At 72.9% G+C, this 14,050-nt stretch carries 2 protein-coding genes; both read left to right on the top strand.

The annotated features are described in order from the left end of the window. A partial coding sequence (locus ACIQNG_RS38215) for an SDR family NAD(P)-dependent oxidoreductase (protein WP_401491711.1) occupies positions 1-9,390 on the top strand: 9,390 nt, incomplete at its 5' end. An 85-nt stretch (positions 9,391-9,475) separates the two neighbouring features. Then, the coding region (locus tag ACIQNG_RS38210; protein ID WP_401491709.1) for a beta-ketoacyl synthase N-terminal-like domain-containing protein at positions 9,476-14,050 on the top strand (4,575 nt) is incomplete at its 3' end.

Raw genomic sequence — 14,050 nt, 5'->3', positions numbered from 1 at the left:
ACAACGGGCACCGCCCCGGACCGGACAGTCTCGGACTCCGAGGGTACGGTCCCGGCCCTGCCCTGGGTGGTCTCCGGCGCGAGCGCGGACGGGCTGCGGGCCCAGGCCGTTCGGCTGGCCGACCATCTGCGGGTCCACCCCGAGCCGGCCGACGACGATGTGGCGCACGCGCTGGCGACGGGCCGGGCCGCGCTCGGGCACCGCGCCGTGCTGCTCGGCGGCGACCGCCGGGAGCTGCTGGCCCAACTGGACGCGCTCGGCCGGGGCGAGCCGGCCGCCGGGCTGGTCACGGGCGTACGGCAGACCGGTCGCCTCGCGTTCCTCTACCCGGGGCAGGGCAGCCAGCGTCCCGGCATGGGACGGGAGCTGTACGCGGCGTTCCCGGAGTTCGCCGCGGCGCTGGACGAGGTGGGCGCGGCCCTGGACGAGCATCTCGACGTACCGCTGCGCGAGGTGCTGTTCGCCGAGGCGGGCACCGAGCGGGCCGCCCTGCTCGACCACACCCTGTACACACAGCCGGCCCTGTTCGCCGTACACACCGCGCTGACCCGGCTGCTCGGAGCGTGGGGTGTCCGGGCCGATCACTTCCTCGGGCACTCGGTCGGCGAACTCTCCGCCGCCCACCTCGCGGGCGTGCTCCCCCTGCCGGTGGCCGCCGACATGGTGGCGACCCGCGCCAGACTCCTGCATACCCTTCCGGCGGGGACCGGCATGCTCGCCGTGCTCGCGGACCCGGAGCCGCTGGCGGAGTACCTGGCCCGGCATCCACGGGCGGAGATCGCCGCCCTCAACGCGCCCGCCGCCACCACCCTTTCCGGGCCGAGCGACGTCCTGGACGCGCTGGCCGGCGAGTTGACGGCCGCCGGGATCCGTACCCGGGCCCTGAAGGTCGCCCACGCCTTCCACAGCGCCCACACCGACCCCGTCCTGAGGGCCTACGGCGATCATCTGGCCGGGCTCTTCGCGCGCCACCCCCTCGGCGTGGCCGACGTCCCGGTGATCTCCAACGTCACCGGGGCCGCCGCGACGACCGAGCAGCACCACGACCCCGCGTACTGGGCCCGGCACATCCGCCGGCCCGTCCGCTTCCACCAGGGCGTCACTGACCTGCTCGGCCACGGTGTCACCGGGTTCCTGGAGCTGGGCCCGGACACTACCCTCGGCCCTCTGGTCCAGGCGGTCCTCGACGCCACGGACCCGGCGGCGCGAAGCGCCGAGCCGGTCGTCGTGGCATCGGCCCAGCGGCGCGATCACGCCGAGGCGCCGGCCCTGCTGGCAGCCGCCGCCCGGCTGCACACCCACGGGACGGACGTCGACTGGAGGCCGCTGTTCGCCGGCCGCGACATCCGCCGGGCCGATCTGCCCGCCTACGCGTTCCAGCGGCGTACGTACTGGCTGGCGCCGTCCGCGCCGAGCGGCACGCAGCCCGGTGTACGGGCCACCCGTCACCCCCTGCTCGGAGCGGTGCTGGAGGTCGCCGATCCGCAGAGCACGCTGTTCACCGGCCGGGTCAGCACCCGGGCACCGGACTGGCTGGCCGACCACGTGCTCGGCGACACGGTGGTACTGCCGGGCACGGCCACGGCGGAGATCGCGCTGTGCGCCGCCCGGCACGCGGGTGGCGCACAGGTGGAGGAACTCACCCTGCGTTCCCCGGTGGTGGTGCCGGACGGCGGCGCGCTGGAGATCCAGGTGGGCGTGGGCGCGCCGGACGCCGACGGCCGCCGGACGCTGACGTTCTCCACCCGCTCCGAGCCGGACGCACCCGACGGCCCCACCGACGCGGACGCCGCCCCGGACACCGACACCGACACCGACACAGACGCAGACGCAGACGCAGACGCAGACGCAGACACCGACGCGGACGCGGATGCCGACGCCGACGACTCGGCGTGGATCCTGCACGCCACCGGCACTCTGGTCACCGAGCCGCCCGGCACCCCGGCCCCCTGGGACGGCGGTGATGGCACCTGGCCCCCCACGGGCGCGACGCCCGTACCGCTGGAGGACCTGTACGAGCGCCTGGACGAGCGCGGGATGCGCTTCGGCCCGGCCTTCCGCTCCCTGACCGCGGTCTGGAGACAGGGCGAACACCTCTACGCCGACCTGGTTCTGCCCGAGGACGGGCACACGGGCCTGGAGGAGTACGGCGTCCACCCGGCGCTGCTGGACGCCGCGTTGCACACGACGGGCCTGCTGGACCCGTCGGGTACGGGCCTTCGGCTGCCGTTCGCCTGGTCCGGCGTCCGGCTCCACGCCCGGGCCGGGGAGTCCCGGCTGCGCGCCCGCGTGACGCCGACCGGTCCGGACACCCTGGCTCTCGGCCTCACCCGTACCGACGGTACCCCGGTGCTCACGGCGGACGAGGTGACGCTGCGTCCGGTACCGACGCAGACCCTGGGCACCGTACGGGATCCGCTGTACGGGGTGGAGTGGCAGCAGATGGACGGCACCACGGCGGCAGCGCGGGCGACGGACAGCGTCCTGGCGGCAGCGCGTGAACAACCGGACACCGCCACACCGGCGGAGCGGGCGTCGGACACGGCCCCGACCGTGCTGCGGGAGACGGAACTCGACGCGTACGCCGAGCCGTCCGCCGACCCGGACGAGCCCGGCATCCTGGTGGTGCGCTGCACGGCGGGCAGCGGGCCGAACGACGGTTCCACCGCCGAACGGGCACGGGCCACCGCGGCCCGCGCGCTGACCGTTGTGCAGAACTGGCTCGGCGAGGACCGGCCCGTGGCGAGCCGCCTCGTGATGGTCACCCGCGGCGCGGTGGCCACGGGCCCGGACGAGGACGCGCCCGCGCTGGACACGGCGCCCCTGTGGGGCCTGCTGCGGTCGGCGCAGTCCGAGCACCCCGGCCGGATCGTGCTCATCGACGACGATCCCGCCGAACGGACCACCGGATCCGTCCTCCCGGTGGCCGACGCGGTGCGTCACGCGATCGCCGCAGGCGAACCGCAGTTGGCGATCCGCGGCGACCGCCTCCTCGTCCCCCGGCTGACCCGCATCACCACGGAAGGCCCGCCGCCGGCCCTGGACCCCGAGGGCACCGTCCTGGTCACCGGGGCGAGTGGCGCGCTGGGCGGACAGGTCGCCACCCACGTGGTGACCGCGCACGGGGTACGCCGTCTGCTGCTCGTCAGCCGGCGGGGCGAGGCCGCCGCGTCCGCCGCGGCCCTGCGCGGCGAACTCACCGCGCTGGGCGCCGAGGTGACCTTCGCGGCCTGCGACGTCACCGACCCGGCGGCGCTGGCCGCCGCGCTGGCGCAGGTCCCGTCGGAGCATCCGCTCACCGCCGTGGTGCACGCGGCGGGCGTCCTGGACGACGCGACCGTCACCGAACTGACTCCCCGCCGACTCGACGCCGTACTACGGCCGAAGACGGACGGCGCCTGGCAGTTGCACCGGCTGACGGCGGACCTGCCGCTGGCGGCGTTCGTGCTGTTCTCGTCGTTCGCGTCGGTGATCGGTACTCCCGGCCAGGCCAACTACGCGGCGGCCAACAGTTTCCTCGACGCGCTCGCCCAGCATCGCCGGGCGCGGGGGCTGCCCGCTGTCAGCCTCGCCTGGGGCCTCTGGGACCAGGGCGGGATGGGCGAGGGACTGGACCGGGCGGCACGGGCCAGGATCGCGCGTGCCGGTGTCCGCGCGATGCCCGCGCAACGGGCGCTGGCACTGCTGGACTCGGCGTTGCGCAGCCCTGCCGCGCTGACCGCTCCGGTGCTCCTGGACCGGCGGGCCCTGGGCGCGCAGTCCCGCGCCGGGATCCTGCCCGCCGTACTGCGCGCGGTGGCGCCCGCACTGCCTCCGGCCGCCGCGCGGGCATCGGACCCACGACCGGGGGCCTCCCCCACCGGCTCGGGCATCGAAGCGCTCGACGGGCCCGAGCGGACCCGTGCGCTGCTCGCGCTGGTACGCCGTACCGCCGCGGTGGTGCTCAACCTCCCCGAGGGCGAGTCGGTGAACCCCGGCCAGTCCTTCCGCGACCTGGGCGTCGACTCGCTCACCGGAGTGGACATCCGCAACCAGTTGAGCGCCGCGACGGGACGGCGTCTGCCGGCCACGGCGGTCTTCGACCATCCCACGCCACAGGCGCTCGCCGACTGGCTCGGCGCCGAACTGTCCGGCCCCTCGGCAGCCCCGACGCGACCGGCGGCCACGACGACAGCAACAGGCACAGGCGCAGGCGCAGGCAAAGGCGCAGGCACAGGCGCAGGCTCAGCTGCATCCGCAGCCACATCCGCATCCGTATCCGTATCCGCAGCCCCGGACGACGACCCGATCGCCGTGGTCTCCATGGCCTGCCGCTACCCCGGAGGTGTCGACTCGCCCGACGCGCTGTGGGACCTCCTGCGCCGGGGCGGGGACGGCATCAGTACCTTCCCGGACAACCGCGGCTGGCCCGTCGAGGCGATCTTCGACCCGAGTGGTGAGCGGCCCGGAACGACGTACACGCGCGCGGGTGCCTTCCTGCACGAGGCCGACCGGTTCGACGCGGAGTTCTTCGGCATCTCACCGCGCGAGGCGGCCTCCATGGACCCGCAGCAGCGACTGCTGCTGGAACTGTGCTGGGAGACGCTGGAGGGCGCGGGCATCCCCGCCGACCGGCTCCGCGGCTCGGCCACCGGCGTCTTCGCCGGGATCATGTACAGCGACTACGGCGGCCGGCTGCTGCTGCGCACCCCCGCCGAGTACGAGGGGTACGTCGGCAACGGCAGTGCCCCGAGCGTGGCGTCCGGGCGGATCGCCTACACCTTCGGGTTCGAGGGCCCCGCCCTGACCGTCGACACGGCCTGTTCCTCCTCGCTCGTCGCCATGCACCTGGCCGCGCAGTCGCTGCGCAACGGCGAGTGCGAACTGGCTCTGGCGGGCGGCGCGACGGTGATGGCCACCCCGGCGGTCTTCGTGGAGTTCTCCCGGCAGCGCGGGCTGGCGCCCGACGGCCACTGCAAGTCCTTCTCCGACACGGCCGACGGTACGGGCTGGGGCGAGGGCGCCGGCCTGCTGCTGCTGGAACGGCTGTCCGACGCCCGGCGCAACGGCCACCCCGTCCTCGCGGTGCTGCGCGGTTCGGCCGTCAACCAGGACGGCGCCTCCAACGGCCTGACCGCACCCAACGGCCCCTCCCAGCAGCGCGTCATCCAGCAGGCCCTGCGCGACGCCCGGCTGACGGCCGCCGAGGTGGACGCCGTCGAGGCCCACGGCACGGGCACCACACTGGGCGATCCCATCGAGGCGCAGGCGCTGCTCGCGACGTACGGGCGGGAACACTCCGCCGACCGGCCGCTGTGGCTGGGGTCGGTCAAGTCCAACCTCGGACACACCCAGGCCGCGGCCGGTGTCGCGGGGGTGATGAAGATGATCCTGGCCATGCGCCACGCCGTGCTGCCGCGCACCCTGCACGCCGGCACGCCGTCGCGCCACGTCGACTGGGACACCGGTGCCGTGGCGCTGCTCGACGAAGAGCGGGACTGGCCGCGCGCGGAGGCGGAACGACCGCGACGGGCCGGGGTCTCGGCCTTCGGAATCAGCGGGACGAACGCCCATGTGATCCTGGAGGAGGCACCCAGGGCCGCCGGTGAGAAGCCCTTGGCGGCGGTGTCCGGGGACGGTACCTCCGACGACCAGTGCGGTGTGGAGCTGTCGAACCGCGGTGCCAGTGACGACCACTCCGGTGCGGAGCTGTCCGACCGCGGTGCCACTGACGACGGGCCCGGGGTGGCACGGTCCGGCGCTGTTGTGCCATGGCTGGTCTCCGGCGCGACCCCGGACGGGCTGAGCGCCCAGGCCGCGCGACTGGCGGACCACGTCCAGGCCCACCCCGAGCTGGACCCGCAGGACGTGGCCTGGTCGCTCGCGGACCGCCGCGCCGCCCTGCCGTACCGCGCCACGGTGCTCGGCCGGGATCGCCCCGAACTCCTCGCCGGACTGCGGACGGTGGCCGGGGGCGGGGCCGCGCCCGCCACCGGGGTGATCCGCACACGGACCGAACCGAAACCCGGCGGGCTGGTGTTCCTGTACTCCGGCCAGGGCAGCCAGCACCCCGGTACGGGAGCGCAACTGTACGGCGCGTTCCCGGCGTTCGCCGAGGCACTGGACGAGGTGTGCGCGGCGCTGGACGCATACCTCGACGTACCGCTGCGCGAGGTGCTGTTCGCCGAGGCCGGCACCGAACGGGCCGCGCTCCTGGACCAGACCCTCTACACCCAGACCGGCCTGTTCGCCCTGCACACCGCGCTCACCCGGCAGTTGGAGGCTTGGGGCGTCCGACCGGACGCGGTGATCGGCCACTCCATCGGCGAACTGTCCGCCGCCCACATCGCGGGCGCCCTGCCCCTGCCCACCGCCGCGCGGCTGGTCACCACCCGCGCCTCCCTGATGCAGCGCCTCCCCCGCCACACCGGCGGGATGCTGGCCGTCCAGGCCGGTCCGGACGCCCTCGCCGACCTTCTGCCACGGCACGCCGGGACGGAGATCGCCGCGTACAACTCCCCCACGGCGACCGTTCTCGCCGGTCCGGTCCCGGCGCTGACCGCACTCGCCGAGGAGCTGCGCTCCGCCGGTCTGCGCACGCGCGTCCTCAAGGTCGCCCACGCCTTCCACTCGGCGCAGATGGAGTCCGTCCTGGACGAGTTCACCCGCGCCACGGCGCAGCTGACCCTGTGCGCACCGACTCTCCCGGTCGTCTCGAACGTCACCGGCACCCGGGCCACGGCGGAGCAACTCACCGATCCCGCCTACTGGTCGGAGCACATCCGCCGCCCGGTCCGCTTCCGGGAGGGCGTCGACCACCTCGTCGCCGAGGGCGCCACCGCGTTCCTGGAGATCGGCCCCGACGCCACGCTGACGGCCCTGACACGGGCGATCCTGCCGGGCGGGGAACAGCACGTGGCGGTCGCGGCGCTGCGGCCGGCCGGTGCGACGGCCGAGGCGGCTCCCGACGAACCAACGGCGCTCTCCCACGCGCTGGCAACCCTCCACGCCCACGGCACGGGCCCGGACTGGACGGACGTCCTGCGCCCCGCCCGGCCCGTGGAGCTGCCCACGTACGCTTTCCGGCGCCGGCGCCACTGGATCGACCCGGAGGACCCGGCGGAACGCGTCCGCACCACGGCCCCGGCCGAGTCCGGGCTGCACTACCGGACGGCCTGGACACGGCTGCCGCGCGGGGGGAACGCCCGCCTGGAAGGCACCTGGCTGGTGGTCGTGCCGCAGGACGGACCGGCTGGCCGGTGGGCGGAGTTCTGCGCCGGCGCCCTGCGGGATGCCGGGGCCCGGGTCACCGTGCTGGAGACCGACCCGGGAGCCGAGCGGACGGAACTGGCCGGTCGTATCACGGATCACATCACCGCTCACATCAACACCCGTGCGACCGAAGGGGGCGACACGGACGGGGGCCGTGTCGACGGGGTGCTGTCCCTCCTCGCGCTGGTCCAGGGGACCGGGCAGGACGTACCGACCGGGTTCACCGCCACGATCGCCCTCGCGCAGGCGCTCGGCGACGCGGGCGTCGAGGCCCCCCTGTGGGCCGCCACGCGGCAGGCCGTCTCCGTGGACGAGACCGACGTTCTCGCCGATCCGGACGCGGCCCTGGTGTGGGGCTTCGGCCGGGTCGCGGCGCTCGAAGTGCCTGACCGGTGGGGTGGGTTGATCGATCTGCCCACCGCTCCGGCGGAGCTCGGTGCGCGGGGGCGGGAGGAACTCGTCCGGGTTCTGGGGGCGGTGGCCCTGGAGGGTGCGGACGCGGGCGCGGGCCCCGAGGATCAGGTCGCGCTACGGGCGGACGGTACCCGCGTACGACGGGTGAGGCGTACGACTCCGGAGGCGGCACCAGCACCGGCCTCAGCTTCGGATTCGGCACCGGCACCGGCACCGGCACCGGATTCGGATTCGGATTCGGCACCCGCATCCCAGGCGGTGCCCGCCACGGTGGTGGAGTCCTGGCCGCCGCGCGGTACGGTACTGATAACCGGCGGCACGGGCGGTCTCGGCGCACACGCGGCCCGCTGGCTGGCCGCGAACGGTGCCCAGCACCTGCTGCTGGTGAGCCGACGCGGTCCGAACGCCCCGGGCGCCGAGGCGCTGCGGGCCGAACTCGTCGCGTCCGGCGCCGCCGTGACCATCAGCGCGTGCGACGTCACGGACCGGGCGGCCCTCACCGCGCTGCTGGACGCCGTACCGATCGAAACTCCGCTCACGGCGGTGGTCCATACGGCCGGAGTCAGCGTCGACCGTCCCGTGGACGAACTGGACGCCAAGCACCTGGCGGACGTTCTGGGACCGAAGGTCGTGGCGGCCCGCCATCTGCACGAGCTGACCAGCGGGCCGGACGGCACCGGCCGGTTGAGCGCCTTCGTGCTGTTCTCCTCGACCGCCGGGGTGTGGGGCAGCGGCGGGCAGAGTGCGTACGCCGCCGGAAACACCTACCTCGACGCCCTCGCCGAGCACCGCCGCGCCCTGGGTCTGCCCGCCACCGCGGTCGCGTGGGGTGCCTGGAGCGGCGGCGGTATGGCCGACACCGAGGAGAACACCCGGCGCCTGCGCCGCCGCGGCATCCGGGGCCTCGACCCGCTGACGGCCGTAGCCGCGCTGGCCGAGACCGTACGCGGCCGGGAGACTCACCTCACCGTCGCGGACATCGACTGGTCGACCTTCGCCCTGGCCTTCACCTCCCGCCGCCCCAGCCCCCTGCTCGCCGAACTGCCGGACGTCCGGCAGGTCTTGGCGGAGTCGGCGGACCGGGCCACGTCGGCCGCGGCGGACCGGCGGGCGGACGCGGACCCCGGTGGGCAACTGCGCGCCCGCCTGACGGGGCTGTCGTCCGAGGATCGGCACCGCGTCCTGCTGGAGCTGGTGCGCACACAGGTCGCCGACGTGCTCGGGCACAGTTCGCTGGACGGCGTACGCCCCGCGAAACCGTTCAACTCCCTCGGCTTCGACTCGCTCACGGCCGTCGAGCTGCGCAATCGCGTCAACGCAGAGACCGGCCTGAGCCTTCCGACGACCGTGATCTTCGATCACCCCACGCCGGACGCCCTCGCCGAATGCCTGCGCTCAGAACTCGGTGCCTTCGACACAAGCGGCCCGGCCCTGCTGGCCGACCTGGAACGCCTCGACACCGCGCTCACCGGCGACATGTTGGAGAACGCGGAGGTACGCCGCGGTGCCGCGGACCGCCTGCGCCGGATGCTGGACCGGCTCGACAGCCCGTCGCCGTACGAGGGCCAGGGGCACGGCGGAGACGCCGCTGCCGCGAACGGGCCCGGCGGCGGCCCGGGCGCCGAGCGCCAAGGCGTTTGCGTCGAGGAGCAGAACCGCGACCTGGAGTCCGCTTCCGTCGACGACCTCCTCGACATCATCCAGACGGAGTTCGGCAAGTCGTGACTCCCGTCGACCACCGTGCACCAGCTCACCGTTCGTCCCTGACCACCCCTGCACCACTTCGCGCCTCGACAAGGAGCTCGCGCCGATGAAGAACGAGCAGAAGCTTCTGGACAACCTCAAGTGGGTGACCGCGGAACTCCGTGAGGCCCGCCGCCGCCTGAGCGAGGTCGAGTCGAAGTCCACGGAGCCCATCGCCATCGTCTCGATGGCCTGCCGCTACCCCGGCGGGGTCGGCTCGCCCGAGGACCTGTGGAACCTCGTCGCCGAGGGACGCGACGGCATCACCGAGTTCCCCGTCAACCGCGGTTGGGCGGAGGACCTGTACGACCCCGACCCGGCGGCGGGCGGCAAGAGCTACACGCGGATGGGCGCCTTCCTGGAAGGAGCGGACCGCTTCGACCCGGATCTCTTCGGCATCTCGCCCCGCGAGGCACTGGCCATGGACCCGCAGCAGCGGCTGCTGCTGGAGACGGCCTGGGAGGCGTTCGAGCGTGCGGGCCTGGACCCGACCGGCAGGAAGGGAACGGCGACCGGCGTCTTCGCCGGACTCAACTCCCAGGACTATCTGCTCCGCCTGTATCGGGCCACCGACGATCTGGAGGGCTACGCGGCCACCGGCAGCGCGGGCAGCGTGGCCTCGGGCAGGGTGGCGTACTCCTTCGGTCTCGAAGGACCGGCGGTGACGGTGGACACCGCGTGCTCGTCGTCGCTCGTGGCTCTCCATCTGGCCATCCAGGCGCTGCGCTCCGGGGAGTGCGACGCCGCGCTCGCCGGTGGCGCCACGGTGATGACCAGCCCGTCCGCGTTCACGGTCTTCTCCCGTCAGCGTGGCCTGGCCACGGATGGCCGCTGCAAGGCGTTCGCTGAGGCGGCGGACGGCACCGGCTGGGGTGAGGGCGTCGGACTCCTGCTCCTGGAACGGCTTTCCGACGCGCAGCGCGACGGCCACCCCGTGCTGGCGGTGCTGCGCGGCTCGGCCGTCAACCAGGACGGGGCCTCCAACGGCCTGACCGCCCCCAACGGCCCGTCACAACGCAGGGTGATCGAGCAGGCTCTCACGAACGCGCGGTTGCGGCCGGGACAGGTCGACGTCGTCGAGGCCCACGGCACCGGCACGACGCTCGGCGACCCCATCGAGGCGCATGCCCTGCTGGCGACCTACGGGCGCGCGCACTCCGCCGAACGGCCGCTGTGGCTGGGGTCGGTGAAGTCCAACATCGGCCACACGCAGGCCGCCGCCGGCGTCGCCGGTGTCATCAAGATGGTGCAGGCGATGCGGCACGGGGTACTGCCGCCGACCCTCCACGTCGACCGTCCGTCGAGTCACGTCGACTGGAGTGCGGGGACCGTCTCACTGCTGACGGAGGCGCGATCGTGGCCGGAGACGGGTGAGCCGCGGCGGGCGGCGGTGTCGTCGTTCGGCATGAGCGGGACCAACGCCCACGTGATCCTGGAAGCGGCACCGGAACTCCCCGAGCCGGACCCGAGCGAGCAGGGCGGACCCGTCCCCGTCGTCGTGTCCGCACGGTCGGCACAAGCCCTGTCCGATACGGCGGCCCGGTTGGCCGCGTTCGTGGAGACCCACCCGGATGTCGAGGTCGCCCCGCTGGCCGCCCACTTGTGGACGGGCCGAGCCCATCTCGACCACCGGGCCGGGATCGTCACCGACAATGCCGACGAGCTGCGTGAGGCCCTGACCGCGTTGGCAGAAGGCAACGGTCATCCCGCCCTCGTGATGGGACAGGGTGTGGCGGATGCGGGCAGGACCGCGTTCGTGTTCCCCGGCCAGGGCTCGCAGTGGGCCGGTATGGGACGACGGCTCGCCGCCGAGGAGCCACTCTTCGCCGCGCATCTGGCCGCCTGCCAGGAGGAACTGTCCCGCTGGTGCGACTGGAACCTCCTCGACACCCTCACCAGCGACGACGAAGACGCCCTGGCCAGGGTGGAAGTGGTCCAACCGGCGCTGTTCGCGGTCATGACCGGCATCGCCCGACTGCTGGAACACTACGGTGTGCGGCCGGACGCGGTCATCGGGCACTCCCAGGGTGAGATCGCCGCCGCCCACATCGCAGGGGCGCTGTCCCTGCCCGACGCCATCGCAGTCGTCACCCTGCGTGCCCAGGCCCTGCGCCAGCTCGCCGGAACAGGAACGATGGCGTCGTTCCCGCTGCCCGCAGACGCACTCACGGAACTCCCCGACGGCGTCCACCTGGCCGCCGTCAACGGACCCGCCACCACCATCCTCGCCGGCGACACCACCACCCTCACAACACTCGTGGAAAGCCACCAGCAGCGCGGCATCCGCGCACGACTGATCTCCGTCGACTACGCCTCCCACACCCCGGCCGTCGAAGCACTACGGGAAACGATCCTGGCCGATCTGACCGAGCGCGCCCGCATCCAGCCCACCACACCCACCGTCCCCTTCTACTCCACCCACACCGGCGGCCTCCTGCCCGAAGACCGGCCCCTGGACGCCACCTACTGGATCGACAACCTCCGCCACCCCGTCCACTTCCACGAAACAGCACTCAAACTCCTGGACGACGGCCACCACACCGTCATCGAAACCAGCCCCCACCCCGTACTCGCCGCAGCCCTCACCGACACCCTCGGCGCACACCCCTCCGACGCCCACCACCACCCCACCCTCACCCGCCACCACGACACCACCGCCCGACTCCTCACCACCCTCACCACCCTCCACACCCACCACCACACCATCGACCTGTCCCAGCACCTCCCCCAGCAACCCACCCACCTCGACCTCCCCACCTACCCCTTCCAGCACCAGCCCTACTGGCTCCACACCCCCACCCACATCACCAACGCCAGCGACCTCGGACTGACCGCAGTCGAACACCCCTTGCTCAGCACCATCACTCAGCTCGCCGACTCGAACAGCACCGTCCTGTCCGGCCGTATCGGCCTCAAGACCCACCCCTGGCTCGCCGACCACGCCGTCGCCGGAACCGTCCTCCTCCCCGGAACCGCCCTCGTCGACCTCGCCCTCCACGCCGGAGACCACACCAGCACCACCCACCTCGAAGAACTCACCCTCCACACACCACTCATCCTGGACGACACGACCACCCGTGATCTCCAGATCACGACCACCCCCAACGCCGACTCCTGGCACATCACCATCCACTCCCGCCCCCACACGGATGAACCGGACGCCACCGACTCCGAGTGGACCTGCCACGCCACCGGCACCCTCAGCACCACAGACGAACCCACCCAGCCCCTCACCCAGTGGCCACCCACCGGCGCCACCCGGGTCGAGATCTCTGATCTGTACGAGCACCTGGCCGAGGCCGGCTACGCGTACGGCCCCACCTTCCAGGGCGTCACCGCGATCTGGACCCAGCCCAACGGCACCCTCCACGCCGAAGTAACCCTGCCCGAAGACGCAGACCCCACCGGACACACCATCCACCCGGCCCTCCTCGACGCAGCCCTCCACCCACTCGCCACCACCAACAGCAGCACGCACAGTGACGTACGACTGCCCTTCGCCTGGACCGGCGTCACCATCCACGCCACCAACGCCACCCACCTCCGCGTCACCCTCACCACCACCGGCAACGACATCACCGTCCGGGCCTGGGACCCCACCGGCACACCCGTCGCCACCGTCAACACCCTCGCCACCCGCCCCATCGACCCCACCACACTCCACAAAACCCCCGACACGAACACCCGCAACAGCCTCTTCCACCTCACCTGGAAACCGGTCGAGGCAAGCGGCGAGGGTGTGGACGAGGACGAGTTCGACATCTACACGGCCCCAGTCGACCTGGACACCCAGAACCCCGCAGCAGCACATGCCGCGACAGAAGCCCTCTTGACTCACCTCCAGCAGTGGCTGTCCACCAACGACGACACCGAACGACGTCTGGTGATCCTCACCCAGAAGGCAGTAGCCACCAGCCCCGCGGAGGACATCCACCTGGCCCACGCCCCCCTGTGGGGTCTCGCCCGGTCCGCGCAGAACGAAAACCCGGACCGTATCCACCTCATCGACAGCGACGACCCGACCGACACCTCACGCATCACCCAAGCCCTCGCCACCGGCGAACCTCAACTCGCCTACCGTCGCGGCGAGTTCCTTGTGCCCCGTCTGGCCCGCTCCGAGGGCGACAGCGCCCTTGACCTGCCTGCGGAGACCTGGAAGCTGGCTGCGGGTGCCGCCGGCACCATCGAAGCGGTCACCTACGAGGCCACACCCGAATGGGACGCCCCTCTGGCTGAGGGGCAGGTGCGCGTCGATGTCCGTGCGATCGGACTGAACTTCCGGGACACCCTCATCGCCCTGGGCATGTATCCGGGTGACGCACCCCTCGGCAGCGAGGGCGCCGGCATCGTCACCGAAGTCGCCGACGACGTCAGCAATGTGACAGTCGGGGACCGGGTCATGGGCGTGTTCATCCATGGTGTGGGTGCACGGACGGTTACTGATCACCGGCTGATCACCACGATCCCGGACGACTGGTCCTTCACCACAGCCGCCGGTGTCCCCGTCGCGTTCCTCACCGCCTACTACGCCCTCTACGACCTCGCCGACCTCCAACCCGGCGAAACACTCCTCATCCACGCCGCCACCGGAGGAGTCGGCTCAGCAGCCCTCCAACTCGCCCAACACACCGGCGCCGACATC

The sequence above is a fragment of the Streptomyces sp. NPDC091377 genome (genome assembly GCF_044757045.1).
Taxonomy (GTDB): domain Bacteria; phylum Actinomycetota; class Actinomycetes; order Streptomycetales; family Streptomycetaceae; genus Streptomyces.
This window is presented reverse-complemented; position numbering and strand designations above follow the sequence as displayed.